Here is a 26,152-nt window from a genome sequence, read left to right on the forward strand (position 1 = left end):
GAGTCACCTAGCAATGGATCGTAAGGACATCTGGGTCGACTTCGGTCTCAGCGGCCTCACCAAGTGGTACGGCAGCACCTTCGAGTTCACTCCGCTGGAAATCGCCGTGGATGCCGCGGACTGGGGGGAGGGTGCCTACGCACCCACCCTCCGGGAAGACGCCCTCAGGCTGCTGGAGTCACCCCTGCCGACCAGGGTGATCGACATCCTGTCGTGTGCGGCCGTGCGCTCGAAGTTCGTCCCGGAGGAGCGATGGATGGACGGACGCGACTGGCTCCGACAGATCGTGGACGTCTGCGAGGAACGCATCCGCCGTGACGAACCGCGCTTCGCTGCTCACCCGCCGGTGCCCGCATGGGGTCCGGAACTGAGGGACGCGGTCCTCGCCGAGGTGCGAACCATCGCAACGGAACTGGAGCACACCACCGCCGACCACCCCTACTACGCGGTTCCGGAAGTGGTCCCGTCGCTGGAACGGGTCGTCACCGAGGTCGACCCCGACCTCGGGTTCAGACTCTTCCTACGGGTCCTCAAGGCGTACTTGATTCCGATCAGCGACTCGCAGCACCTCCGGTACCGCGAGCTGGGCGAGAGATTCGGCTACAACGAGTTCGTTGTCGATGACGGCACTCTGCAGCTCATGCCGCGCGTGGACTGACCGCTGAGCAGTACCACCGAGGGCGGCATCCGGTCTTCCACGGGTACCGCCCTCGGGTCTTCGTCCTCCGCACCGCTCTTCCGCACCCTGGCCATGCCGCTCGGGCGGATGCTCTCAGGTCGTGGCGTGGCTGTCGGATCAGTCCGGACAAGTGCACTTCCTGCCGCCGCACTCTGGACGATGCACGTCCCAGCACGGACGCTGTCATCCCTTCCCAGCATGCCCCCCGCACAGAAAGACCAGGGACCGACCTCGTAAGGCCGGTCCCTTTCTGACCTGCATGTCGGCCAAATCGCCGACGTGGCGACAAGGCGTCCGCTACACGTTGAAGCGGAACTCCACCACGTCGCCGTCCTGCATCACGTAGTCCTTGCCCTCCATGCGCGCCTTGCCCTTCGCGCGGGCCTCGGCGACCGAGCCGGTCTGGACCAGGTCGGCGAAGGAGATGACCTCGGCCTTGATGAAGCCCTTCTGGAAGTCGGTGTGGATCACACCGGCCGCCTCGGGGCCGTGGCGCCCTTCTTGATGGTCCAGGCGCGGGTCTCCTTGGGGCCTGCCGTGAGGTAGGTCTGAAGGCCCAGGGTGTCGAAGCCGACCCGGCCGAGGGTCGCGAGGCCCGGCTCGTCCTGGCCCATGGACTGGAGGAGCTCGAGCGCCTCGTCGTCGTCCAGCTCGATCAGCTCGGACTCGATCTTCGCGTTGAGGAAGATCGCCTCCGCCGGGGCGACCAGGGCGCGCTGCTCGTTCTTGAAGTCCTCGTCGACGAGCTCGTCCTCGTCGACGTTGAAGACGTAGAGGAAGGGCTTGGTGGTCAGCAGGTGCAGCTCGTGGAGCAGGTCGCCCTGCTCGGTGCCCTTGGTGATGCCCGCGGAGAACAGCGTCTGACCGGACTCGAGGATCTTCTGCGCGGACTCGACCGCCGCGAGGACGGCGACCTTGTCCTTCTGGAGGCGGGCCTCCTTCGTCAGGCGCGGGACCGCCTTCTCCACCGACTGGAGGTCCGCGAGGATCAGCTCGGTGTTGATCGTCTCGATGTCGTCCTTCGGCGAGACCTTGCCGTCGACGTGCACGACGTTCTCGTCCTTGAAGGCGCGGATGACCTGGCAGATCGCGTCCGACTCGCGGATGTTCGCCAGGAACTTGTTGCCCAGGCCCTCGCCCTCGCTGGCGCCGCGCACGATGCCCGCGATGTCGACGAAGTCGACCGTGGCGGGGAGGACGCGCTGCGAGCCGAAGATCTCCGCGAGGACGGGGAGGCGGGAGTCGGGGACGCCGACGACGCCCACGTTCGGCTCGATGGTGGCGAACGGGTAGTTGGCCGCCAGCACGTCGTTCTTGGTCAGGGCGTTGAACAGGGTCGACTTGCCGACATTCGGCAGACCGACGATTCCGATCGTGAGCGACACGTTGGCGACTTCCTGACGTGGAGGGTGATGACTGGCGGGGCCTTGCGGCCCGCGGTGGGTGGGGCCGATCCACCAGTTTACGGGCGCGGCGGAGGGACCTGCGACGGCCCGCTGCGGCCGTCGCGGGCCCGCCCGGAGTCGAACGCAGCCCCAAGGTCGTCCAAAGGGCGTGTCTAGTGACGGTTTCGTGCCTCTTGGCGACCTAGTTTGTGCGGGTGGAGCAGCACAGGACAGGTCGCAACCAGCCGCGGCAGCAGCCGCCGGCTCCCCTCCCGGCACCGGGCACGCTCGCCGACGCCACCGTGTATCCGGTGCCGGCCCGCCCGCCGCGCCCGGTCCCTCCTCTGGTGCTCGCGCTGCGCCGGCTGCCGAACCCCCGGCTGACCGGTCTCGGCGCGGGGCTGTTCGCCGCCGCCACGATGCTGGCCCTCGGCGCTCTCGACGAGTTGCTGTTCGACGGTTCCGCGATTTTCTACGGGCTGATGTTCCTGCCCGTGAGCGCGCTCACCGCGCTGTGGGTGCGGGAGGCCGACCTGGTCAGCGCGCCGATCATCGTGCCGATCGCGTTCACTGTCGGGATCGTGCCGCTCTCCGGCGGCAGCGGCGGGTTCGGCGGGCAGACGATGGCCGTGGTGACGGCGCTCGCCGTGCACGCGGGATGGCTGTACGGCGGAACGCTGGTCGCCGGGGTGATCACCTGCGTACGGAAGGTGCGGACGATGACGCGGCGGCACCGCCGCGGGCGCGGGCCGCAGGGCCCCGGCCGCCGCGGCTGAGGCGCGACCGGGGCAGGGGCCCGCCACCGCGGCCCTCGCCACGGCCGGGCCCCGGTACGGCTCACCGGCCGGCGGCCGCCATCGCCGCGCCCACGATCCCCGCGTTGTTCTGCAGTTCCGCCGGGACGATCTCCGCGCGCACGCCCTCGATCAGGGGCAGGAACTTGTCCGCCTTGCGGCTCACCCCGCCGCCGACGATGAACAGCTCCGGCGAGAACAGCATCTCCACGTGCGCCAGGTACTTCTGCACCCGCCGCGCCCAGTGCTGCCAGGTGAGGTCGGCGTCCTCCTTGGCCTTCGTCGAGGCGCGCTTCTCCGCGTCGTGGCCGCCCAGTTCGAGGTGGCCGAGCTCGGTGTTCGGGACCAGCCGGCCGTCGACGAAGAGCGCGCTGCCGATGCCGGTGCCGAACGTGAGCATGATGACGGTGCCTTTACGTCCGCGCCCGGCCCCGAAGGTCATCTCCGCCACACCGGCCGCGTCCGCGTCGTTCAGGATCGTGACGGGCAGACCGCCGAGGCGGCCGCTGAGGAGCGATGCCGCGTCCTGGTCGATCCAGCCCTTGTTCACGTTGGCCGCGGTGCGCGTGACACCGCTGGTGACCACGCCGGGGAAGGTGATGCCGACCGGGCCGGTCCAGCCGAAGTGGCCGACCACCTCCGCGACGCCGTCGGCGACGGCGTCCGGCGTCGACGGCTGCGGTGTCAGGACCTTGTGGCGCTCCTGCGCCAGATCGCCGCGGTCCAGGTCCACGGGAGCGCCCTTGATCCCGGACCCGCCGATGTCAACTCCGAAGACGTTCATGGACACAACGTTAAGGGGCCGAGCTGAGCGTCACTGCCCGGACGGATCGGCCGACATCGCGGCGGCCTCCGCGCGCAGGTCCCTGCGGAGCTCCTTCGGCAGCGAGAAGGTGATCGACTCCTCGGCGGCCTTCACGATCTCGACGTCCTCGAAGCCTCGCTGCGACAGCCACTCCAGCACGCCCTCGACCAGCACCTCCGGCACGGACGCGCCCGAGGTGACACCGACCGTGGAGACACCGTCCAGCCAGGCCTCCTCGATCTCGTCGGCGAAGTCGACCAGGTGGGCGCCGCGGGCGCCGGCGCCCAGGGCGACCTCGACGAGGCGGACCGAGTTCGACGAGTTCTTCGAGCCGACGACGATGACCAGGTCGGCCTCCGCGCCCATCTGCTTGACGGCGATCTGACGGTTCTGCGTGGCGTAGCAGATGTCGTCGCTGGGCGGCGAGATCAGGCCGGGGAACTTGGTCTTCAGGGCGCCGACCGTCTCCATCGTCTCGTCGACGGAGAGGGTGGTCTGGGACAGCCAGACGACCTTGTCGGGGTTGCGGACCTCGACGTTCGCCACGTCTTCGGGGCCGTCGACCAGGGTGATGTGGTCGGGCGCCTCGCCGGAGGTGCCGATGACCTCTTCGTGGCCCTCGTGGCCGATCAGGAGGATGTCGTAGTCCTCCTGGGCGAACCGCACGGCCTCCTTGTGGACCTTGGTGACCAGCGGGCACGTCGCGTCGATCGTCGCGAGCCTCCGCTCCGCCGCCTCCTCGTGGACGGTGGGGGCCACTCCGTGCGCCGAGAACATCACGATGGATCCCTCGGGGACCTCCGCCGTCTCGTCGACGAAGATCGCGCCCTTCTTCTCGAGTGTCTGCACGACGTACTTGTTGTGGACGATCTCGTGGCGGACGTAGATGGGCGACCCGTACTGCTCCAGGGCCTTCTCCACGGCGATCACGGCACGGTCCACACCTGCGCAGTAGCCGCGGGGAGCGGCGAGGAGGACGCGTCGGGCAGGAGGCGTAGCAGTCATGTGCCCCATCGTAAGGGCCACGCCGATGAGGGGTTTGATCGGACACCGGCAGCAGACTGGCGGTACTCCGAGCGAGAGAGGACCCCGTGCGACGAGCCACCACCCAGGAGACCGGCCCCGGGGAGGTGCCCGGTGGAGGCGAGCTGCGGCGCACCCTGGGCTTCCGTGACCTGGTCGTCTACGGGCTCCTGTTCATCGCGCCCATGGCGCCCGTCGGCGTGTTCGGCACCCTCGACGCCAAGTCGGGCGGCGCCGTCGCCCTCGTCTACGTCGTCGCCACCGTCGCCATGGCTTTCACCGCGATGAGCTACGCGCAGATGGTGCGGGTCGCGCCGCAGGCCGGCTCGGTGTTCACCTACGCCCGCAAGGGCCTCGGCGAGGGGGCCGGCTTCGTCGCCGGGTGGATGGCGATGCTCGACTACCTGCTGATCCCGGCGGTCGCCTATCTGTTCTCCGGCATCGCGATGGAGGCGCTGGTGCCGCAGATCGACCGGTGGGTGTGGACGGCGATCGCCGTCGTCGTGACGACGCTGCTGAACCTGTGGGGTGTCCGGACGGCCGCCAGGGTCGGCTTCGCGGTGCTCGCGGCGGAGATCCTGGTGCTGCTCGTCTTCGTGGTGTCCGCGGTCACGGTGCTCGCCCGGGACGGGGCGCAGCGCGGCTGGCTGACGCCGCTGACCGGTGACAGCGGGTTCTCCGCGGCGGCGGTGCTCGGGGCGGTGTCGGTGGCGGTCCTGTCGTTCCTCGGCTTCGACGCGATCGCGTCGTTCGCCGAGGAGGTGACCGGAGGCTCCCGGCAGGTGGCGCGGGCGGTGCTGTTCTGCCTGGCGCTCGCGGGGGTGCTGTTCGTCGTCCAGACGTATCTGGTGGCGCTGCTCGAACCGGTGCCCTCCACGCAGCTGGCCGCGGAACCCGCCCGGCAGGGGTCGGCCTTCTACGACGCGGTGGACGCGTCGGTGGGCACCTGGCTGCACGACCTGGTGGCGGTGAGCAAGGCGGTCGGGGCCGCGTTCGCGGCGCTCGCCGGGCAGGCGGCGGCCGGTCGGCTGCTGTTCGCGATGGCGCGCGAGCGGCGTCTCCCGCGGATGCTGGCGCGTACGGACTCGGGTGTGCCGCGGCTCGCGCTGCTGGTCGCCGCGACGGTGACGATGGTCGCGGCGGTGTGGGCGGCGCGGCGGGCCGACGGCCTGGACCACCTGGTGTCGGTGGTGGACGTCGGCGCGCTCACCGCGTTCGTGCTGCTGCACGCGAGCGTCGTGGGCTGGTTCGTGGTCCGGCGGCAGGACGGCCCTCCGGACCGGCTGCGGCATCTGGTGGTGCCGGTGCTGGGCGCGGGCGTGCTGATCGCGGTGATCGTGGAGGCGGCGAGGTCGGCGCAGGTGGTGGGCGCCGTGTGGCTGGGGATCGGGCTGATCGTGTCGGCGGTGCAGCGGAGGCGGCGTGGGACGCCGGCCGGCGGGGAGAGCTAGGGCCTCTCGTTCGGCCGGGACGCGGCGCCCCGGCGGAGGCATCGGAAGCCGGCCGGTCCGGTCCGGGGGCGCCGGAGTTGTCCGACCCGGCCGATACGCTCGGCCCTATGGCTATCGACACGTCCGCGGAATCCCCTCTGCCGGTCGGCGAGGTGTCACGGCTCATCGGCGGCTGGATCGACCGGCTCGGGGCGGTCTGGGTGGAGGGACAGATCACCCAGCTGTCGCGGCGTCCGGGCGCCGGTGTCGTCTTCCTGACGCTGCGCGACCCGTCGTACGACATCTCGGTGGGTGTCACCTGCTTCCGGCAGGTCTTCGACGCCGTCGCCGACGTGGTGGCCGAGGGCGCCCGGGTCGTCGTGCACGCCAAGCCGGAGTGGTACGCGCCGCGGGGGCAGCTGTCGCTGCGGGCGGTCGAGATAAGGCCGGTCGGCATCGGTGAACTGCTGGCCAGGCTGGAGCAGTTGAAGCGGTCGCTCGGCGCGGAGGGGCTGTTCGCGCCGGACCGCAAGAAGTCGCTCCCGTTCCTGCCGCACCGGGTGGGCCTGGTCTGCGGGCGGGCCTCGGCGGCCGAGCGGGACGTGCTGGAGAACGCGCGCAGGCGCTGGCCGCACGTCCGCTTCGAGGTGCGCAACGTGGCCGTGCAGGGGGTGCACGCCGTGGCGCAGGTGGTCCAGGCCGTCAAGGAGCTGGACGCGCTGGACGACGTGGACGTGATCATCGTGGCGCGCGGCGGGGGCAGCGTCGAGGACCTGCTGCCGTTCTCCGACGAGCAGTTGGTGCGCGCGGTGGCGGCGTGTTCGACGCCGGTCGTCTCCGCGATCGGTCACGAGCCCGACTCGCCGCTGCTGGACCTGGTCGCCGACCTGCGCGCCTCCACACCGACCGACGCGGCCAAGAAGGTCGTCCCGGACGTGGGTGAGGAGCTGGTCCGGGTACGGCAGTTGCGGGACCGGGCGCTGCGCACCGTGCAGGGGTTGCTGGACAGGGAGGAGCGGGGTCTCGCTCACGCGCTCGCCAGGCCCTGCATGGAGCAGCCCCAGCGGATGGTGGACGAGCGCGCGGCCGAGGTCGACGCTCTGGTCGCCCGGAGCCGGCGCGTCCTCGGCCATCTGCTGGACCGCGCCGACTCGGAGCTGTCGCACACCCGGGCGCGGGTCGTCTCGCTGTCGCCAGCGGCGACGCTCGAGCGGGGATACGCGGTGCTGCAGCGCGCCGACGGGGCGGTGGTGCGCTCGCCGGACGAGGTCACCGCGGGGGACCCGCTGAGGGCGCGCGTCGCGGAGGGCGAGTTCTCGGTGCGGGTCGGCGAGTGACGTCCGCGGTGCGCGCCGGTTCTGTTGTCGTTTCTCATACATAGGGTGGATCGCATGGCTGCCAAGACGGAAGAGGCCGCGCTCGGTTACGAGCAGGCCCGTGACGAGCTGATCGAGGTCGTGCGCCGGCTGGAGGCCGGCGGCACCACGCTCGAGGAGTCGCTTGCGCTGTGGGAGCGCGGCGAGGAGCTGGCGAAGGTGTGCCGGCACTGGCTCGAAGGCGCGCGGGCGCGCCTGGACGCGGCGCTGGCCAAGCCGGACGAGGACGGGGCGGCCGACGGCGGATGAGGCAGCGGGCGGGGCGGCCCGATGTGAGGACGGACACATTCCGCATGTAGTTGAAATTTAATTCACTGCGCCCCGGTTGGCAGCCTCCGTAAGGCTTTTTCATGCACGCGGAAGGTACGCCCCATGTCCCTCGTTCTTGACCCCGTCGCCCAGGACCTCCTCTTCCGTGAGGCCCGTACCGCCAACACGTTCACCGACGAGCCGGTGACCGAGGAGCAGGTCCAGGCGATCTACGACCTGGTCAAGTTCGGTCCGACCGCCTTCAACCAGAGCCCGCTGCGCGTGGTGCTGGTCCGCTCCGACGAGGCCCGCGAGCGCCTCGTCGGCCACATGGCCGAGGGCAACCAGGCGAAGACCGCTTCCGCCCCGCTGGTCGCGATCCTGGCGGCCGACAACGAGTTCCACGAGGAGCTGCCGTCGCTGCTGCCGCACTTCCCGCAGGCCAAGGACATGTTCTTCAGCGAGCGCCCGGTCCGCGAGCAGGCCGCCGGCCTGAACGCCGCCCTGCAGGCCGCGTACTTCATCGTCGGCGTGCGCGCCGCCGGCCTGGCCGCCGGCCCGATGACGGGCTACGACGCCGCCGGCATCCAGAAGGAGTTCCTGGACGACGACCACGCCCCGCTGATGGTCGTGAACATCGGCAAGCCGGGTGACGACGCCTGGTTCCCGCGCTCCCCGCGCCTGTCGTACGAGGACGTCGTCACCACCGTCTGAGCGACGCGCCTCCACGGGCCCGCACAGGCACACGCGGGCCCCGCAGAGCACACGAAGGCCGCCGCACCCACCCGGGTGCGGCGGCCTTCGCCGTACGAGCCGCGGCCGCGCCGCGCGCGGCTCGCGTTCCCGGCGGTCAGGACCCGGCGGAGGGCTTCGCCGACGGGGTGGGCGAAGCCGTGCCGGCGTGCTCCCCGGCCTTGAGCGCCGCCGCCATCTCGGCGAGCCGCTCCGGCCCCGCCGTGCCGGTGACCACCGTCGTCGCGCTGTCGTCCGTCAGCACCAGGGCGTCGTACTTCGGCCCGTCCCAGAACTGCCAGGCCCGCCCGGCCACCTGCTCGGTCCGCTCCGTCCTGACGGCGTCGTGCGTGACCTCCCGGACGTACTTGTCGGCCGGCCGGGCCGTGGACTGCTCCACCGCCACGTACTGGTCCTGGGGGTCGAGGAAGCCGAGGTGCCAGGCGTGGGCCTTCTCCCGCTCGAACGTCACCGAGGTGGCCCGCCACCCCTTGTCCAGCCCGTCGGGTGCCACCACCGGGTACGGGGCGGCACGCTGCGCCGTCACCAGTTCGACGCGGTAGTCGACCGTCCTGATCGGATCGGCGTTCTCGTCGTGCGGAACGAGCATGTAGATGCCCGCCACGACGACGCCGATCACCGCCATGGACTGGAACATGCCCCGGATCGTCTGCTTGCCTCGCATACCTGCCACGTCCACCATGTTCGCATCCGGCAGGTCTGCTCATCCGTGGCCCCCTCTGCTCAATATGTCGACGTACCGATAGAGTCGCCCCACCCTCTTTATTTACGGCCGTCGTCGTACAGAAAGGTGCGCTCCGATGACCGAGAATCATCTGCCGTCCCAGCTCGAGGTCTCCCCCGAGGCCCCCGACCGCAACCTCGCCCTGGAGCTCGTCCGGGTCACCGAGGCCGCCGCCATGGCCGCCGGCCGCTGGGTCGGGCGTGGTGAGAAGAACGGCGCCGACGGCGCCGCGGTCAAGGCCATGCGGACCCTCGTCTCCACCGTCTCGATGAACGGCGTCGTCGTCATCGGAGAAGGCGAGAAGGACGAGGCCCCGATGCTGTTCAACGGCGAGCGGATCGGCGACGGGACCGGCGCCGAGTGCGACATCGCCGTCGACCCGATCGACGGAACCACGCTGACGGCCAAGGGCATGCCCAACGCCATCGCCGTCCTCGCCGCCGCCGACCGCGGCACCATGTTCGACCCGTCCGCCGTCTTCTACATGGACAAACTGGTCACCGGCCCCGAGGCCGCCGACTACGTCGACATCAACGCCCCCGTGTCCGTCAACATCCGGCGGGTCGCCAAGGCGAAGCACTCCTCGCCCGAGGACGTCACGGTCGTCATCCTCGACCGCCCCGCCACGAGGGGATCGTCAGGGAGATCCGCGAGACCGGAGCGCGGATCAAGTTCATCTCGGACGGCGACGTCGCCGGCTCGATCATGGCCGTCAAGGAGGGCACCGGCGTCGACCTGCTGCTGGGCATCGGCGGTACGCCCGAGGGCATCATCTCGGCGTGTGCCATCAAGTGCCTGGGCGGCGTGATCCAGGGCAAGCTGTGGCCGAAGGACGACGACGAGCGGCAGCGCGCGATCGACGCGGGCCACGACCTCGACCGCGTCCTGAGCACCGACGACCTGGTCTCCGGCGAGAACGTCTTCTTCGTCGCCACCGGCATCACGGACGGCGAGCTGCTGCGTGGCGTCCGCTACCGCGCGGAGACCGCGATCACCCAGTCCCTGGTGATGCGCTCCAAGTCGGGCACCATCCGGCAGATCGACTCCACCCACCGGCTGTCGAAGCTCCGGGCGTACAGCCAGATCGACTTCGACCGCGCGCAGTAGCCCTCGGGCCGGCGTCGCCGGCCGAGAGCAGACAAGCGGAAGGGGCGCCCTATGTGCGGGGGCGCCCCGTTTCCGTGCCGTCGTCCGGGTCAGGCCGCCGAAGCGGACTTCTTCACCTCGACGTCGCGCCGCCTGCGACGGGCCAGCACCACGCGGCGCTCCGCCGCGGTGAGGCCGCCCCACACGCCGTACGGCTCGGGCTGGAGCAGTGCGTGCTCCCGGCACTCCACCATCACCGGGCAACGGGCGCAGACCCTCTTCGCCGCCTCCTCACGCGACAGCCGCTCGGCCGTCGGCTCCTTGGAGGGCGCGAAGAACAGTCCCGCCTCGTCCCGGCGGCACACCGCCTCCGCGTGCCAGGGACCTGCCTGGTCCTCCCGGGCAGGAATGCGCTGGTGCGGCACGGCGGCCACCTGCAGGGACTGATGCGGCAGTTGCAGCACGGTCTACTCCTGACGACGGGATTCGCGAGCGAGAGACGATGCAGCAGTCCCTACCCGCTGTGCGCACGCCTATGCACTGAGTGGCACTGAGTTCCGACGCACGGAATTGCGGATCGGCGCGTGCGACGCGAAAGCGCCCCCAAGGCCCCGCCGCGCGCGACGGTGGCCGGCCGTCGCCGGTGAACCCGTCAGCGCAGGTGTTTGCGCAGCCGGTCGTGGAGATCGGAGATCCGCCGGCCGCGCTTCGGCTTCGCCTCGACATTGCCGAAAATCGTGTAGCCGTTGACGACGACCACCGGCGCCTCGGGATCCGCGGCCTCCAGCGTCACCACCTCGAAGTTCCCGAAGATGCCGGTCCCGCTGCCGCGCAGGGAGATGTTCTCGGGGACGCGCACCTCGACGTTGCCGAAGATCGAGGTCGCGTTGATCACGGAGAGCCGCTGCCCGTAGAGCGCCTCGGTGAGGTCGATCTCGATGTTCCCGAAGAGCGAGAAGGCGTTCGTCCTGCGCCCCACGCGCCAACGACCCTTGCGGGTCGAGCTGGAGAAGACGGCGACGAGGTTCTCCGCCGGGCCGCCCGGGTCCGCCCCGTCGTCGTAGACGCGAGCGGCGGCGTCGTCGGACCGCCGGCCGGAGGCGGGCAGGTCCCGCACGATCGGTTCCAACTCGCCCACGGTCTTGGCCCGGTAGACCGCGTCGATGCGCTCCGAATGCTCCTCGGCGTCCAGCCGGCCCTCGGCCAGGGCGTCGCGGAGGATGTCCGCGATCCGGTCGCGGTCGGCGTCGGAGGCACGGATGGCGCCACCCGGGTCCAGCGGGGCGGCCGGCTTCTGGGGCTCCCCGCGGCCGGAGGCCGCTGAATCATGCTTGTCGAGGTCCACGGCACCAGCCTAGCGAAACGCGATAGATCGCGACTAGTGGCCCACGCCGTTCCGGACGAAGGCGGCCACCCGCCCGGACGCCGGCCGTCACGCGCGCCGCCACCGAAGGTCTGGCGGAAACCGGCCTGGCGGGAACCCGCCGCGCCTTCCGGAGTCTGCGCCGGATCCGCCTCTGGCAGTGTCCCGCACGGGGCCCGCCGCACACAGCACGACCGCCGGCGCTCGGCGTGCGAGGAGGTCCAGCCGTCGGGCCCCACCGCGTGAGCACCGGGCAGGGCGGGTGATGAGGAGGCGGGGCGATGCTCGAAAGTCTGGGACTCGACGCCGTGCAGGAGCAGGTCTACGTCTGCCTGCTGAGAGCTCCGGCCATTGACGCGACGGCCGTGGCGGCCCGCACCGGGATCGCCGCCGAGAAGGTGATCCCGGCACTCGCCCGGCTGGAGGCGGAAGGGCTGGTGACCCGGCGCCCCGGCCGGTCTGCCGGCTACCACGCCGCGCCGCCCGACGTCACGTTGAACCTGATGGTGCTTCAACGCCTGGACGAGGTCCGCCGGGTGCAGCTCGCGGTCGAACGCCTCGCCGCCGAGCACCGCGCACACGGCCAGGGCGGCTCGGGCGCCGAGCCCGTGGAGGCCCTGGAAGGGGCCGCCGCGATAGCGGACCGCTACCGCCAGATCCAGCGCGGCGCCAAGGAGGTGTCCAGCCTGGTCGCCGGCCCGGCCGTGGTGGTGACCGCCTCGGACAACACCGGCCAACGGGACGCCCTGCGGGCCGGGGTGCGCTACCGGGCGGCGTACGAGCGGGCCACGCTCGAACTCGACAGCGCGGACAACCCGTTGTTGCTGGAGGAGTGGGCGGCCCTGGGCGAGGAGATGCGTGTCACGCCGGAGATCCCCCTGAAGCTGGTCATCGCCGACCGGCGCATCGCCCTGGCACTCCCCCGCCGGCAGGCCCCGGGGGCGCCGGTGGGCCTCGTGGTGCGCACCGGCATCCTCCTGGAGGCCCTCAACTGGCTCTTCGACCGGATCTGGGCGACGGCCCTGCCGGTGCCCGCGGCCCTTGCAGCCGCTCCTGAAGGGCCGCTTTCCGCGTCCGACCGGCGACTGCTCTCGCTGCTGCTGACGGGCTGCACCGATCAGGCCATCGCCTCGCAGTGGGGCGTGAGCATGCGCACGGTGCAGCGGCGCGTACAGCGCCTCATCGCTCTGGCCGGGGTGCAGTCACGCTTCCAACTGGGCTGGCAGGCCGCCCGTCTCGGCTGGATCGAGCCGTGTGCCCGAGATGCCGGAGAGGTGTCGCGCGACGGCGTGTGACCCGGTCCCACGAGGCGGCGGGGACGGCGGTCGGAGAGGCTGTCGCATTTGCGACAGGACGTCAACGCGACAGCTGAGAGGGCTGATGAAAGAGCGTCATCACCTGCCAGTGTGACGGCCGTTCGCAGCCCTCGAGTGCTGAAGGATGATTATGTCCCGTCCCCGCTCCACCGCCACAGACCACAGAGCCGGGCGCAGCGCCGTCGCGATCGCGACGGTGATACTCGCCGCCGGGAGCCTCGCCCTGACCGCTCTGCCCGCGCAGGCGACCCCTGCCGCCGGGCCCGACGTGTCCGCCGCCGCGACGCCGTCCGCCGACAAGCTCGGCAGCCACGACCGCGCGCTCCTCGCCACCTACCGCAAGCAGCACCTCGCCCGCACCCCCCTGAAGAACGCCGACCGGGCGGTCCCGGACTTCGCGACGCTGCTGATCGCCGTCCGGGACGGCCGGACCGCGGAGGCGGAGCGAGCGCTCGCGGCCCTCGGGATCGAGAGCGCCCGTACCGAGTCGGCCGTCGGCTACATCAAGGCCAACGTGCCGTTCGGCATGGTGGACCGGGTCGCCGCGATCGAGGACGTCGTCGCCGTCGACGTGGACGAGCTGCTGAGGATCGACGAGGTCCGCCCGGACGGGGCGAACGCCGTGGCCGCCGCCGGCGGGCAGGGGCCGGAGGCGCCCTCCGCGAAGACCTCCGACAGCAACGCCTACATGCCCACCCGGGAGACCGGGTCGGTGGATTTCAAGGAGCGCAACCCCTTCTACGACGGCCGCGGCGTCACGATCGGCGTCATGGACACCGGAGTCGATCCGACCCATCCGGCGCTCGAGACCACCACCACCGGGGAGCGCAAACTCGTCGACACGGTCGCCGGGACCGACCCGCGCAACTTCATCGACCTGCTCTTCGACGCGACCTGGCAGAACATGTCGGCGACGGCCAAGGTGTCCGGGCCGGTCTTCACCGACCAGGTCCGCGGCGAGACGTGGAAGGCGCCGGACTCGGCCGACCTGCGCATCGGCCTGCGTCCGATCCAGCTGCCCCAGGGACCCGCCGTCGTACCGACGCTGGTCCGGGAGTCGGACTCCGCGGTGTGGGTGGACACCGACCTCGACCACGACTTCACCGACGAGGAACTGCTGCGCCCGTACCGGGACGAGCAGCAGGTCGCCCACTTCGGGACCGACGACCCGAACACGCCGGTCAACGAGCGGATACCGTTCACCGTCCAGGTAAGGAACGACTTCTTCCCCGGCGCCATCAGCGTCAACGTGAACGTCATCACGGAGGCGCACGGCACTCATGTCGCGGGCATCACGGCGGCCAACGGCATGTTCGGCGGCCGGATGGACGGCCAGGCGCCCGGGGCCCGGTTGGTCTCGATGCGTGCCTGCCACTCCTTCGGGTGCTCCAGTGCCGCGCTGACCGACGGCATGATCGATCTCGCCACGAAGCACGGCGTCGACGTGATCAACATGTCCATCGGCGCCTCGCCCGAGTTCAACGACGGGCAGAGTGCCCGTGCCCTCGTCTACAACCGGCTGATCGACGAGTCCGGGGTCCAGCTCTTCATCTCCGCCGGCAACTCGGGTGCCGGCGTGAACACGGTCGGCGACCCGACGGCCGCCGACAAGGTCGTCAGCGTCGGTGCTTCCGTCTCCCGGGCGACGTGGTGGGCGAACTACGGATCGCAGGTACAGAACGAACGGGGCATCTTCCCCTTCTCGTCGCGCGGACCGCGTGAGGACGGCGGCTTCAAGCCCGACCTGACCGCGCCCGGCGCGGCCGTGTCCACCGTCCCGGACTGGCTGCCCAACGCGTCCGTCACCGAGACCGGGTACACGCTGCCCGTCGGCTACTCGATGATGAACGGCACCTCGATGGCGTCGCCGCAGGCCACCGGGGCTGCGGCCCTGCTGCTGTCGGCCGCGAGGCAGCGCGACGTCAGCGCCACTCCGGCCGAGCTCCGCAGCGCTCTCTACTCGTCGGCCCGATACAACGACGAGGTTCCCGCCGTCGCTCAGGGCCGCGGCGGCCTGGACGTCCCGGGCGCGTGGAAGTACCTCTCCGGTGAGGACACCGCGGTCGAGGCGGTGAGCGTCGTCGCACCCGTGTGCACTCCGCTCTCCGGCAATCTGGTCACGCCCCACACCGGCAGCGGTGTGTTCAACAGCTGCGCTCCGAGCAGCGGGGGCCAGGGCATCGGCGAGTCGCGTACGTACGACGTGACCGTGACGCGCACGTCGGGCCCGGACCGGGCGGTGCCCTATCTCCTGACGCTGACGGGCAACGACGGGACCTTCTCGGCGCCCCGTACGGTCAAGCTGGGCCTTAACGCACCGACCGTCGTGAAGGTCGTCGCGAAGCCGGCCTCCCAGGGCGTGCACAGCGCACTCCTGCGGATCGACAACCCGGCGACCAGGGCGATCGAGCAGTCCGCGATGCTGGCCGTCGAGGCGGCGACGCCGCTGGCCGAGGGCGGCACGTACGAGGTGACCGGCGTCGCCGAGCGCAACGGCACGGTCCACTACATCGTCGCCGTGCCGGAAGGGACCACGGCGCTGGACGTGAAGCTTGACGGCCTCGCCGACGGCAGCCACACGCGCTGGTGGGCGTTCCGGCCGACCGGCGTCAGCGGCGAGTCCGCCGCGCCCGGCTCCCTGTCCTGCTACTCCGGGTACCTGGACGGAAACGGTTGTGACCCGTCCGCCCGCACCTACAAGGCCCCGGCAGCGGGCGTCTGGGAGCTGGTCGTGGAGTCCCGGCGCACGACCCCGCTCCTCCACAACCCGTACCGACTGACGGTGACCGTCACCGAGTAGCGCCCCACGCGGCACCACCGCTTCCACCGCCCGCGCGGTCCCGGTCCGGCCATGATCCCGGCCAGTGAGCCTTACCTCACAGGATCGGGTCCGCGCGGGCGTCTTACATTGGATGGCGCTGCCAACGAAGGCACGCTGCTGTCTGCGAAGTGAGGAATGGGCGAAATGCCGGAGTTCGCGTATACGGATCTGCTGCCGCTCGGCGAGGACACCACGCCGTACCGCCTGGTGACGGCCGAGGGCGTCTCCACCTTCGAGGCCGACGGCCGTACGTTTCTCAAGGTCGAGCCGGAGGCCCTGCGCAAGCTGGCCTCCGAGGCGATCCACGACATCCAGCACTTCCTGCGCCCGGCCCACCTCGCGCAGCTGCGGCGGATCATCGACGACCCGGAGGCGTCGTCGAACGACAAGTTCGTCGCGCTCGACCTGCTGAAGAACGCGAACATCGCCGCCGCCGGCGTGCTCCCGATGTGCCAGGACACCGGCACCGCGATCGTCATGGGCAAGCGCGGCCAGAACGTGCTCACCGAGGGCGGCGACGAGGAAGCCCTGTCGCGCGGCATCTACGACGCGTACACCGAGCTCAACCTCCGGTACTCGCAGATGGCCCCGATCACCATGTGGGAGGAGAAGAACACCGGCTCCAACCTCCCGGCGCAGATCGAGCTGTACGCGACCGACGGCGGCGCCTACAAGTTCCTCTTCATGGCCAAGGGCGGCGGCAGCGCCAACAAGTCCTTCCTCTACCAGGAGACCAAGGCGGTCCTCAACGAGGCCTCCATGATGAAGTTCCTGGAGGAGAAGATCCGCTCGCTCGGCACGGCTGCCTGCCCGCCGTACCACCTGGCGATCGTCGTCGGCGGCACCAGCGCCGAGTTCGCGCTGAAGACCGCGAAGTACGCGTCCGCGCACTACCTGGACGAGCTGCCGTCCGAAGGGTCGGAGCTCGGTCACGGCTTCCGTGACGAGGAGCTGGAGAAGAAGGTCTTCGAGCTCACCCAGAAGATCGGCATCGGCGCGCAGTTCGGCGGCAAGTACTTCTGCCACGACGTGCGCGTGGTCCGCCTGCCGCGCCACGGCGCCTCGCTGCCCGTCGCCATCGCCGTCTCCTGCTCCGCCGACCGCCAGGCCGTCGCCAAGATCACGGCCGAGGGCGTCTTCCTGGAGCAGCTGGAGACCGACCCGGCGCGGTTCCTGCCGGACACGACGGACGAGCACCTGGACGAGGCCGGAGACGTCGTCAGGATCGACCTCAACCGGCCGATGGACGAGATGCTCGCCGAGCTCTCCAAGTACCCCGTCAAGACCCGGCTCTCGCTGACCGGCCCGCTGGTCGTCGCCCGCGACATCGCGCACGCGAAGATCAAGGAGCGCCTCGACGCGGGTGAGGAGATGCCGCAGTACCTGAAGGACCACCCGGTCTACTACGCCGGTCCCGCGAAGACCCCGAGGGTTACGCCTCCGGCTCCTTCGGACCGACGACGGCCGGCCGGATGGACTCCTACGTCGAGCAGTTCCAGGCCGCCGGCGGCTCCAAGATCATGCTGGCCAAGGGCAACCGCTCCCAGCAGGTCACGGACGCGTGCGGCACGCACGGCGGCTTCTACCTCGGCTCGATCGGCGGCCCGGCGGCGCGGCTCGCGCAGGACTGCATCAAGAAGGTCGAGGTCGTCGAGTACGAGGAGCTCGGCATGGAGGCGGTCTGGAAGATCGAGGTCGAGGACTTCCCTGCGTTCATCGTCGTCGACGACAAGGGCAACGACTTCTTCCAGGACCCGGCGCCCGCGCCGACGTTCACGTCCATCCCGGTCCGCGGCCCGGGCCTGGCGTAGCCCCGCGAACGACGGCTCGGCCCCTCCCGCAGGCAGCGGGAGGGGCCGAGCCGTCGGGGCAGCCGCATTCCGCACGGGTGCCCGCCAGGGAGGCGCCGAACGGGAACGCGGCAAGGTCCAGCCGTCACGTCGCTCTCTGCTTGTCAGGCGCTCGGGCGCTCCTCGTGGTCCCGGTCCGCGGCGGTCAGCCTGCACGCGCCGTCCTCGCAGGTGCGCTGCAGACGGCCACGCGAGACGGTCTGCATCAGGCCGAGCGTCCAGCACATCGGACAGCCGCGCAGTGCCAGGAGGCCCACCGGCAGGAGCAGCAGGCCGACCGGGCCGACGGTCGGGACGAGCGCCACCGAGCCGATCAGGCCGCCGAAGCCGATCACGCCCCGGACGACGTGGCGGGGCAGGGACGAACTGGCGAAGTCAGGGCCGTCGGCCTTGGTCGTCGTCATGGGTTTCTCCAGGCGCAGGTTCGGATGTGGCACGGAGGGACTGCTGCACCGCACTGCGGGCGCGATGCAGACGGGATTTCATCGCTGCGGTACTGAGGCCGAGCGCCTCGGCGGCCGTGCGTCCGCTGTAACCCTGGATGTCCCGCATGATCAGCACGCGTCGCTGTTCTGCCGGAAGAGCGGCGACGGCGGCCGCCACCCTGCCCGCCTCGATGCGCTGCAGAGCCACGTCCTCGGCCGAGCGCACGGTGGCCTCCGGCAGGGGCGCCCGGGTCCGCATCGTCCGCGCGCGCCGCAGGCACTCGTTGCGGACGATGCGAAACATCCATGACGCCAGCGCGCCGGACGCCCTGAGCATCCCGATCTTGCGATAGAGGATGATCAGGGCCTCCTGTGCCGCGTCCTCGGCATCTTCAGGAGTGGCGCAGAGCGAGCGGGCGAATCGCTGCACGTTCGGGTGCGAACCCGACACGAGGGCGGTGATCGCGTCGACGTCGCCGCGCTGGGCGGCGACGACCAGACGTTCACCGGGCCAGGACGAGTCAGCCACGGGCTTGCTTTCGCTTGCGCAGCACGAAGTAGCTGCACGTGCAGAGCAGCACGGCTCCGGCGGCGAGTGCGATACCTACGATCATGAAAGCCTCCTGATCCATGTCCCGACGTCTGTCGGCACATATAGGAGTCACGGGTCCGTCGAAAGGATTCGGCCTGCGCCCGGAAAAGTTGATCGTGCCGGTGCGCGGTCAGGGACGGTTCTCGGGCGGGACCGGGGCCGGCGTGTGACAGTCGCAGTCGCACACCAGGTGCCGCACCCCGGGTACGCCGCTGGGACAGGGCACATGATCGCGGCAGCGGTCGTGACGGCCGACGATGCAGCGCGGCGAACGGAACGCGGGCTCGGGCCCCGTATCGCCGGTCACCCCTCTTCCTCCGGCCGCCCGAACGCGCTCGCCAGAGCGTGGGCGAGCAGGGAGACACTGACGGCGTCGGCGACCTCCGGGGTCACCCACCAGGCGTCCCCCGCCCGGTCGTGATGCGGACCGTCGTGCCCGGCGGCCAGGACGCAGACCGACCCGCCGCACACCGGCCGCACCACGGCCGCGACGGCGAACACCGACCGCCGCGCCCCGCAGCGGCCGGTCACACCCCGGCTCACCACGCACCGCCGACGGCGTGGATGTTCCGGTGGCCGATGTCCACGCCGACGGTGGCCGGCCACAACGCCCGCCGCCGCCTGCGCTGCGCGGCCGGGCAGGAGGAGGCCGCGACGTACGGGCGGGCGAGCGGCGACCGGGCGCCGTCGAGGATCGTGTGCTGCTCGCGGGCGTACGGGGACCGCCGGACGAAGACGCGAGGCGGCCGGAACGCCGGCCGGTCGAGCCGGGGGGTGCACGCCGCCGGTGCCTCCCGGTGCCTGCCGGTGGGCGGCAGCGTCAGTGTCAGCAGGCGGAGAAGGGCGGGGATCAGGACCCGGCCCAGCGCGTGCGCGATAGGGTTCCGCACGTCATCAACTCCCTTGAAGTTGGTGGCCATGCCCCGGGACCGGTCGCACGGTCGCCGGGGTCTTCGCGTGCCAAGAAGTTACTCCGCCATGTAGTCCTCTGCATACAAGTACAGAGGGATCCACCCATACGTGGAGATGAGCAGCGCTCTACGTTGGACATATGAGCGATACTTCCGCCTCGGGCACACCCTTGGATCCGAGAAGCGCCACGCCTCTCTACGTTCAGCTGGCCAATGCGATCGCCCAGCAAATCGCCTCGGGCGCGCTGGCACCCGACCGCCCCATCCCGTCCGAGAACCGCCTGGCGGAGGAGTACGGCGTCGCTCGCCTCACCGCCCGTCGTGCGACGCAGGAACTCCGTGAGCGTGGGCTCGTCGTCACAGTGCGAGGCAAGGGCTCCTTCGTCAGCCCTGACGCCGGAAAGGACGGCACCGCGTCCGACGCGTAGCGTCGTCCGCGGCGCCGTTCTCCCGTGATCAGGCGAAGCGCTGGTTCGCTGAGCCGTCGCAGGTCCGGAGCCGGACCGGCTCGTTCGCCGCGCCGTGGGTCAGGCAGACCCCCGTCGCGGATGCCGGGCGGATCGTGGCTCCGTCACGGACGAACTTCTGGTTGAGGCCGCCGTGGCAGTCCCAGACGGTCAGTGCGGTGCCGGGCCGGTGGTCCGCGGCGGGCACGTCCAGGCAGCGGTCCTGGGACAGCTCCGTGTGGACGGTGGCGCGGGCCGGGTCGTGCCACCAGCCCTGGTTGCGCCCGCCGTGACAGTCCCAGCCGACCACGCCGGTGCCGTTGGCGCTCCGGGCGCCGTGGACGTCCAGGCAGTCGCCGGTCGCCTCGTTCCGCAGCGGCTTGAAGGCGTCGTCCCAGGCGTACGGGACCAGGGCCGGCTTCCCCGTGGAGTTCACGTCCGCGCAGCTCGCCTCGCGCAGCCCGGAGTTGTAGAGCTGGGTCAGGCAGGACGCGAAGGCGGCGTGGCCGCGGATGTTGGGGTGGAAGGACTGCCGTACGGAGTTGGCGTCCGGGGGAAGTGCCCGAGGTCGATGTACAGGCCGCGGGCCCAGGCGTCCTGGTGGCAGACCTCGTGGCCGTGGAAGAGGCGGGAGTTGTCCAGGTACACGGCCCCGGTGTCGCGTGCGGCCCGGCGCATGCCGCGTTCGAAGGCGGGGACGGCGGTGTTGCGGCCCCACACGGTGTCGGAGTCGTAGCCCATCCCGCCGCAGATCAGTTTGCCCGGGAAGTCCGGGTTGTCGCGGAAGTCGGGGCCGATCGGGCTCGGGTAGCCCATGACGACCAGCTTGTAGTCGCCGTCCTGGTATCCGGCGTCGCGCATCACGGTGCGCAGGTCGCGCACGGTCTGCTCGACCTTGGGGACAAGACCGTCGACGCGGGCCTGCCAGCCGGGGGCGTATTTGGGCTCGCAGGGCCCTTGAATCAGGATGTAGCGGGTGACGCAGTCCGTCATGACGGGACCGAACTGGAGGTCGTCGTTGGCGCCTGCGACGAGTAACACCATCTTGATGCGGGTGTTGCGGGCCTTGACGGCGAGGTTGTCACTCTGGACCAGTTCGTCGGCGTGCTGCTTGCTGCCGCCGATGCGGATGTTGGGAGTGGACGCACCGGAGCAGGACACGTTGTACGTGACGTCGGCGGGGATGCCGGTGCGATGGATGGCGGCGTCCGGCGAGCGGTGGCACCAGTTGTCGGGCCCGTTCGTGCCGGGCTCGTAGGTGCCGGTGCCCTCGCCGGAGATCTCGCTGTCGCCGAGCGAGATGAGCGCGGTCCTGCGTTCGGCCGGCGGACGCTCCGCCGGGCTGCCGTAGAGCGCGGTCGCCTCGGCGGCCCGGACGGCCTCGAGTTCGGGCGGCAGGGGTACGGTCGCGGAGCCGACGGGCTCCGCCGCCGCGGGAGCGGCCACGGCAAGGCCGCTCAGAACGGTGACGAGCGCGGCGGCGGCCGCCACGGTGCGACGGAGTCGAAGTCTGGGAACGGTGCCTTTCATTGCGCCTCCCCGGGTTGTTGTTACCCGGGGTATTTACTGGCGGGTAGCGCAGTTGGGAATAGGCAGAACAAGACAAGTGCTCAACTTTTTCAGGAGGTACGACACGATGAGCGACACCGGCGAGTACCGGACCGAGCACGATTCGATGGGTGAGGTGCGGGTTCCCGTCCACGCCAAGTGGCGGGCGCAGACCCAGCGGGCCGTGGAGAACTTCCCCGTCTCCGGTCAGCGTCTGGAGCGTTCGCACATCGAGGCACTGGCCCGCATCAAGGCCGCCGCCGCCCAGGTCAACGCCCAACTCGGCGTGCTGGACAAGGATGTCGCGGAGGCGATCGCCGCCGCCGCCGCGGAGGTCGCGGAGGGCCGCTGGGACGAGCACTTCCCGGTCGACGTCTTCCAGACCGGCTCCGGCACCTCCTCCAACATGAACACCAACGAGGTCCTGGCCACCCTCGCCACCGAGCGCCTCGGCCGCGACGTCCATCCCAACGACCATGTGAACGCCTCCCAGTCGTCCAACGACGTCTTCCCGTCCTCCATCCACATCGCGGCGACCGCGGCCGTCACGCGCGACCTGATCCCCGCCCTGGACCATCTCGCCTCCTCCCTGGAGCGGAAGGCCACCGAGTTCGCGGCGGTCGTCAAGGCCGGCCGTACGCATCTGATGGACGCGACGCCTGTCACCCTCGGCCAGGAGTTCGGCGGCTACGCGGCCCAGGTCCGGTACGGGATCGAGCGGCTGAAGGCCTCGCTGCCCCGTCTCGCGGAACTGCCCCTGGGCGGCACGGCCGTGGGCACCGGGATCAACACGCCGCCCGGCTTCTCCGCCGCCGTCATCGCCGAGGTGGCCCACGCGACCGGGCTGCCGCTGACGGAGGCGCGCGACCACTTCGAGGCGCAGGGGGCCCGCGACGGTCTCGTGGAGACCTCGGGGCAGCTCCGCACGGTCGCGGTCTCGCTCACCAAGATCTGCAACGACCTGCGGTGGATGGCTTCGGGGCCGCGCACCGGCCTCGCGGAGATCGCTCTCCCCGATCTCCAGCCCGGCTCCTCGATCATGCCGGGCAAGGTGAACCCGGTGATCCCCGAGGCGGTTCTGATGGTGGCCGCTCAGGTCACCGGCAACGACGCGACCGTCGCGGCCGCAGGCGCGGCCGGCAACTTCGAGCTCAACGTCATGCTCCCGGTCATCGCCAAGAACCTGCTGGAATCGGTCAGACTTCTGGCCAACGCCTCGCGCCTGCTGGCGGACCGCACCGTCGACGGCATCACGGCCGATGTGGAACGGGCCCGCGAGTACGCCGAGTCCTCCCCCTCGGTCGTCACCCCGCTCAACAAGTACATCGGCTACGAGGAGGCGGCGAAGGTCGCCAAGAAGTCGCTCGCGGAACGCCGGACGATCCGTGAGGTGGTGCTCGAATCCGGCTATGTGGAGCGGGGAGACCTGACCGTGGAACAGCTGGACGAGGCACTTGACGTGCTGCGTATGACCCACCCGTGACGCCCGGGCCGTGACACGGCCCGTGACACGCCTCGCAGCGTGGCCCGTTCCGTACTCCTAAGATCTGCTCATGACAGGCACGGGAGGCCCGGCACACGGAACGGGCAGGACGGAACCGCACAGGACCGACGCGGAGAGCGCCGCACGCTGGGAGCCGGGCGACCACATCCTGTGGCGCTACCGCGGGCATGTGCCGGGTCACGCCGGCCGCGCCTTCCACATCTGCCGGCCCGTGACCGTCGTCCAGGACACCGACGAGCTGCTCGCCGTCTGGATGGCTCCCGGCACCGAGTGCGTGAAGCCGGTGATCGCGGACGGTACCCCGGTGCACGAGGAGCCGCTCGCCACCCGCTACACCGCGCCCCGCACCACCGCCCGCACCCGCTGGAGCGGCAACGGCGTGCTCAAGCTGGCGCAGCCCGGCCTGCCCTGGTCGGTGTGGCTGTTCTGGGAGCACGACTGGCAGTTCCGCAGTTGGTACGTCAACCTCGAGGAACCCCGTACCCGCTGGTCGGGCGGTGTCGACTCGGAGGACCACTACCTCGACATCTCCGTCTACCCCGACCGCAGTTGGCTGTGGCGGGACGAGGACGAGTTCGAACAGGCGCAGCGCGTCGGCCTGATGGACGCCAGGACGGCGAGGGGCGTACGGGATGCGGGCCGGGCGGCGGTCGAGGTGATCCGCGCCTGGAGTGCGCCGTTCTCCGACGGCTGGGAGGGCTGGCGGCCCGACCCCGCCTGGGACGTACCGGCCCTTCCGGCCGACTGGGACCGGCTGCCGGCGCGGCAGGCGGCCTGATCCGGGCGCTCCGGCCGGTTCCCGACGGGAACGCGCTCCGGCGTATACGACCTCGTGAGACTCTTGATGCGCCCCCTGGGGGCAAACGTAGGATCGTCGTCCGCAAGGCTGCGCCGTACGAGGGAGCAGGAGCGCAGGATCCGACCGTTCAGTCATTCAGCAGTCACAGAGCGTCCAGTCACCGAGCGTCTCGCAAGAGGCAGCACGAGTCACTCACCACAGGGGGTTGAGCTGTGCCGGAAGCCCGCCACCCTGTCGACGTCACCCCCAGAGCGGGTATACCGCCCCACGAGGCGATTGCAGCGCACCACCGGCCCGGATGGACGGAATCCCACGCGTGACGGAGCATCCCACCTCCCACGAAGGCCGGCAGCCCCTGGCTGCCCGGTCCCAGGAACGCACCCGGCCGCGGGCGCAGGCGGCCGGGGCATCACCCGCGCCCGCCGGGCCGCCGCCCAAGCCCCAGCCGCAGCCGCAGGTGCACACGGCGCCGCTGCAGGCCCAGGACATCGCGGGGACCGCGAGACGTGAGGGCGACCGGCTGCGGTTCGTAGGAGCGGCCACCCGTCGGATCGCGCGCGGCATCGACCTGGACGAGATCGTCCTCGGTCTGTGCCGGGCCACCGTGCCGACGTTCTCCGACGCGATCCTGGTCTATCTCCGTGACCCGCTGCCGGTGGGCGACGAACGGCCGGTGTCCCCGTTCGTGCTGCGGCTCCGGCGTACCGACAGGCTGCGCTCCAGCGCCGACGACACGGACCAGGGCGGCGTCGGCGCCATGCCGCTGCTGGACGCGGGCAGCGAGCCCACACCGGCCGCCGAGCTCTGTGAGGTCCGGTCCGGAGGGGCCCTTTCCGAGGTGCTGCGCGGCGTACGGCCCGTCTTCGGCGACTCGGCCGCGGCCCGCGCCGCGCTCCCCGAACTGCTCGGCGACGGACGGTCCGTACCGACCGGCCACCGCGCGATACTCGCGCCGCTGCGCGGCCGCCGCCGGGTGATCGGCGCCGCCGTCTTCCTGCGCCGCCCCGACCGGCCCGCCTTCGAACCGAACGACCTCCTCGTCGCCGCGCAGCTGGCGACCCACACGGCGCTCGGCATCGACAAGGCGGTGCTGTACGGCCGCGAGGCGTACATCGCCGACGAACTCCAGCGCACGATGCTGCCCGACTCGCTGCCCCAGCCGACCGGCGTACGGCTCGCCTCCCGCTATCTCCCCGCGGCGGAGACCGCACGCGTGGGCGGCGACTGGTACGACGCAATCCCGCTGCCCGGCAGCCGCGTGGCGCTGGTCGTCGGTGACGTCATGGGCCACTCGATGACATCTGCCGCGATCATGGGCCAGCTGCGGACGACCGCGCAGACCCTGGCCGGCCTCGACCTGCCGCCCCAGGAGGTCCTGCACCACCTGGACGAGCAGGCCCAGCGCCTCGGCACCGACCGCATGGCCACCTGCCTCTACGCGGTGTACGACCCCGTCTCGCACCGGATCACCATCGCCAACGCCGGGCACCCGCCGCCCATCCTGCTGCACCTGGGCGGACGGGCCGAGGTGCTGCGCGTGCCGCCCGGCGCCCCCATCGGCGTCGGCGGGGTCGACTTCGAGGCCGTGGAGCTGGACGCCCCCGCCGGCGCGACACTGCTGCTCTACACCGACGGGCTGGTCGAGTCCCGGCTGCGTGACGTGTGGACGGGCATCGAGCAGCTGCGGGAGCGGCTCGCGGACACCGCGCAGCTCACCGGACCCGACCACTCGCCGCCGCTCGAGGCCCTCTGCGACGACGTGCTCGACATGCTGGGCCCCGGCGACCGCGACGACGACATCGCCCTGCTCGCGGCCCGCTTCGACGGGATCGCGCCGAGCGACGTCGCGTACTGGTTCCTCGAGCCGGAGGACGCGGCGCCGGGCCGGGCCCGCCGCCTCGCCCGGCGCGCACTGGCGCGCTGGGGCCTCGAAGAGCTGTCCGACTCGGTGGAGCTGCTGGTCAGCGAGGTCGTCACCAACGCCGTGCGGTACGCGGAGCGGCCGGTGACACTGCGGCTGCTGCGCACCGACGTACTGCGCTGCGAGGTCGGCGACGACTCGCCGCAGTTGCCCCGGCAGCGGCGGGCGCGCGACACGGACGAGGGCGGACGCGGTCTGTTCCTGGTGAACCGGCTCGCGAGGCGCTGGGGCGCGACCCGGCTGTCGACCGGCAAGGTCGTCTGGTTCGAGCTGCCCACCCGGGCCTGACACGCATACGAAGGCGCCCGCACCCCGGTCCTCGGGGTGCGGGCGCCTTCGTCGTGCCTGGGCC

At 71.1% G+C, this 26,152-nt stretch carries 22 protein-coding genes and 4 pseudogenes; 14 read left to right on the plus strand and 12 right to left on the minus strand.

The annotated features are described in order from the left end of the window. Positions 1-13 precede the first annotated feature (13 nt). Positions 14-658, plus strand: a complete 645-nt coding sequence (locus GLX30_RS13245) for a hypothetical protein (protein ID WP_159687783.1) — start codon at positions 14-16, stop codon at positions 656-658. Positions 659-976: 318 nt separating this feature from the next. On the opposite strand, the pseudogene ychF reads toward GLX30_RS13245, so the two are convergent. After that, positions 977-2,064 (minus strand): annotated as a pseudogene (gene ychF / locus GLX30_RS13250) (redox-regulated ATPase YchF). Positions 2,065-2,366: 302 nt separating this feature from the next. On the opposite strand from ychF, the gene GLX30_RS13255 reads away from it, so the two are divergent. After that, positions 2,367-2,840 (plus strand): DUF6542 domain-containing protein, encoded by a 474-nt coding sequence (locus GLX30_RS13255; RefSeq protein WP_244258446.1) that lies wholly within the window; start codon positions 2,367-2,369, stop codon positions 2,838-2,840. 61 nt (positions 2,841-2,901) lie between these two features. On the opposite strand, the gene ppgK is transcribed toward GLX30_RS13255, so the two are convergent. Together ppgK and GLX30_RS13265 are read right to left on the minus strand one after the other, a co-directional pair. Beyond that, the gene (gene ppgK, locus GLX30_RS13260) at positions 2,902-3,642 is read right to left on the minus strand and encodes a polyphosphate--glucose phosphotransferase (RefSeq protein WP_159687789.1); all 741 of its coding nucleotides are present in this window, start codon (positions 3,640-3,642) and stop codon (positions 2,902-2,904) included. Positions 3,643-3,672: 30 nt separating this feature from the next. Then, on the minus strand, positions 3,673-4,668 hold the full coding sequence (locus GLX30_RS13265) for a 4-hydroxy-3-methylbut-2-enyl diphosphate reductase (RefSeq protein WP_159687792.1): 996 nt from the start codon (positions 4,666-4,668) through the stop codon (positions 3,673-3,675). An 86-nt stretch (positions 4,669-4,754) separates the two neighbouring features. Between GLX30_RS13265 and GLX30_RS13270 the strand changes: the two genes are divergently transcribed. The 4 genes from GLX30_RS13270 to GLX30_RS13285 all read left to right on the plus strand — a co-directional run bounded on the left by GLX30_RS13270 (position 4,755) and on the right by GLX30_RS13285 (position 8,455). After that, entirely contained in the window at positions 4,755-6,137 is a 1,383-nt protein-coding gene (locus tag GLX30_RS13270) for an APC family permease (protein WP_244258132.1), read from the plus strand. A gap of 107 nt (positions 6,138-6,244) precedes the next feature. Next, a complete protein-coding gene (xseA, locus tag GLX30_RS13275; RefSeq protein ID WP_159687795.1) occupies positions 6,245-7,453 on the plus strand; it encodes an exodeoxyribonuclease VII large subunit in 1,209 nt (402 codons plus the stop codon). Positions 7,454-7,507: 54 nt separating this feature from the next. After that, on the plus strand, positions 7,508-7,741 hold the full coding sequence (locus GLX30_RS13280) for an exodeoxyribonuclease VII small subunit (RefSeq protein ID WP_159687798.1): 234 nt from the start codon (positions 7,508-7,510) through the stop codon (positions 7,739-7,741). A 123-nt stretch (positions 7,742-7,864) separates the two neighbouring features. Next, positions 7,865-8,455: a malonic semialdehyde reductase gene (locus tag GLX30_RS13285; protein WP_159687801.1), complete on the plus strand. Its 591-nt coding sequence runs from the start codon at positions 7,865-7,867 to the stop codon at positions 8,453-8,455. 136 nt (positions 8,456-8,591) lie between these two features. Here GLX30_RS13285 and GLX30_RS13290 read toward each other — a convergent pair whose 3' ends face one another. After that, positions 8,592-9,158, minus strand: a complete 567-nt coding sequence (locus GLX30_RS13290) for a DUF4245 domain-containing protein (RefSeq protein WP_159695013.1) — start codon at positions 9,156-9,158, stop codon at positions 8,592-8,594. Between the two features lie 136 nt (positions 9,159-9,294). On the opposite strand from GLX30_RS13290, the pseudogene glpX reads away from it, so the two are divergent. Beyond that, positions 9,295-10,325: pseudogene (gene glpX, locus GLX30_RS13295) on the plus strand (class II fructose-bisphosphatase). A gap of 89 nt (positions 10,326-10,414) precedes the next feature. Here the strand turns inward: glpX and GLX30_RS13300 are convergent. Beyond that, entirely contained in the window at positions 10,415-10,768 is a 354-nt protein-coding gene (locus GLX30_RS13300) for a WhiB family transcriptional regulator (RefSeq protein WP_159687804.1), read from the minus strand. 188 nt (positions 10,769-10,956) lie between these two features. Then, complete coding sequence (locus tag GLX30_RS13305) at positions 10,957-11,583, minus strand: DUF1707 domain-containing protein (protein ID WP_159695014.1); 627 nt, start codon at positions 11,581-11,583, stop codon at positions 10,957-10,959. 365 nt (positions 11,584-11,948) lie between these two features. Between GLX30_RS13305 and GLX30_RS35890 the strand changes: the two genes are divergently transcribed. From GLX30_RS35890 to GLX30_RS13320, 3 genes and pseudogenes are all read left to right on the plus strand, one after another. Continuing rightward, entirely contained in the window at positions 11,949-12,962 is a 1,014-nt protein-coding gene (locus GLX30_RS35890) for a helix-turn-helix domain-containing protein (protein ID WP_159687807.1), read from the plus strand. 151 nt (positions 12,963-13,113) lie between these two features. Next, the gene (locus GLX30_RS13315) at positions 13,114-15,783 is read left to right on the plus strand and encodes a S8 family serine peptidase (protein WP_244258133.1); all 2,670 of its coding nucleotides are present in this window, start codon (positions 13,114-13,116) and stop codon (positions 15,781-15,783) included. Positions 15,784-15,948: 165 nt separating this feature from the next. Continuing rightward, a pseudogene (locus GLX30_RS13320) lies at positions 15,949-17,615 on the plus strand (fumarate hydratase). Positions 17,616-17,758: 143 nt separating this feature from the next. Here GLX30_RS13320 and GLX30_RS13325 read toward each other — a convergent pair. From GLX30_RS13325 to GLX30_RS13345, 5 genes are all read right to left on the minus strand, one after another. Continuing rightward, the gene (locus tag GLX30_RS13325; protein WP_159687813.1) at positions 17,759-18,058 is read right to left on the minus strand and encodes a hypothetical protein; all 300 of its coding nucleotides are present in this window, start codon (positions 18,056-18,058) and stop codon (positions 17,759-17,761) included. Beyond that, positions 18,030-18,608 carry an RNA polymerase sigma factor gene (locus tag GLX30_RS13330; RefSeq protein WP_159687816.1) on the minus strand — a complete coding sequence of 193 codons (579 nt, stop codon included), beginning with the start codon at positions 18,606-18,608 and terminating at the stop codon, positions 18,030-18,032. Before GLX30_RS13330 ends, GLX30_RS13325 begins: the two co-directional genes overlap by 29 nt. Next, on the minus strand, positions 18,601-18,693 hold the full coding sequence (locus GLX30_RS13335) for an LPXTG cell wall anchor domain-containing protein (RefSeq protein WP_159687819.1): 93 nt from the start codon (positions 18,691-18,693) through the stop codon (positions 18,601-18,603). Before GLX30_RS13335 ends, GLX30_RS13330 begins: the two co-directional genes overlap by 8 nt. 281 nt (positions 18,694-18,974) lie before the next feature. Then, positions 18,975-19,202: a hypothetical protein gene (locus GLX30_RS35210; protein WP_244258134.1), complete on the minus strand. Its 228-nt coding sequence runs from the start codon at positions 19,200-19,202 to the stop codon at positions 18,975-18,977. A gap of 8 nt (positions 19,203-19,210) precedes the next feature. Continuing rightward, entirely contained in the window at positions 19,211-19,561 is a 351-nt protein-coding gene (locus GLX30_RS13345; protein ID WP_159687822.1) for a hypothetical protein, read from the minus strand. Between the two features lie 161 nt (positions 19,562-19,722). Here GLX30_RS13345 and GLX30_RS13350 point away from each other — a divergent pair, with 161 nt between their 5' ends. Then, complete coding sequence (locus tag GLX30_RS13350) at positions 19,723-20,010, plus strand: GntR family transcriptional regulator (protein WP_159687825.1); 288 nt, start codon at positions 19,723-19,725, stop codon at positions 20,008-20,010. Between the two features lie 28 nt (positions 20,011-20,038). On the opposite strand, the pseudogene GLX30_RS13355 reads toward GLX30_RS13350, so the two are convergent. After that, a pseudogene (locus GLX30_RS13355) lies at positions 20,039-21,558 on the minus strand (ricin-type beta-trefoil lectin domain protein). Between the two features lie 106 nt (positions 21,559-21,664). Between GLX30_RS13355 and GLX30_RS13360 the strand changes: the two are divergent. The 3 genes from GLX30_RS13360 to GLX30_RS13370 all read left to right on the plus strand — a co-directional run bounded on the left by GLX30_RS13360 (position 21,665) and on the right by GLX30_RS13370 (position 26,088). Beyond that, a complete protein-coding gene (locus GLX30_RS13360; protein WP_159687828.1) occupies positions 21,665-23,059 on the plus strand; it encodes a class II fumarate hydratase in 1,395 nt (464 codons plus the stop codon). 70 nt (positions 23,060-23,129) lie between these two features. Beyond that, a complete protein-coding gene (locus GLX30_RS13365; protein ID WP_244258135.1) occupies positions 23,130-23,858 on the plus strand; it encodes a DUF402 domain-containing protein in 729 nt (242 codons plus the stop codon). Between the two features lie 337 nt (positions 23,859-24,195). After that, positions 24,196-26,088 (plus strand): SpoIIE family protein phosphatase, encoded by a 1,893-nt coding sequence (locus GLX30_RS13370; protein ID WP_159687830.1) that lies wholly within the window; start codon positions 24,196-24,198, stop codon positions 26,086-26,088. The last annotated feature ends 64 nt before the right edge of the window (positions 26,089-26,152 follow it).

The organism is Streptomyces sp. Tu 2975 (assembly GCF_009832925.1).
Taxonomy (GTDB): domain Bacteria; phylum Actinomycetota; class Actinomycetes; order Streptomycetales; family Streptomycetaceae; genus Streptomyces.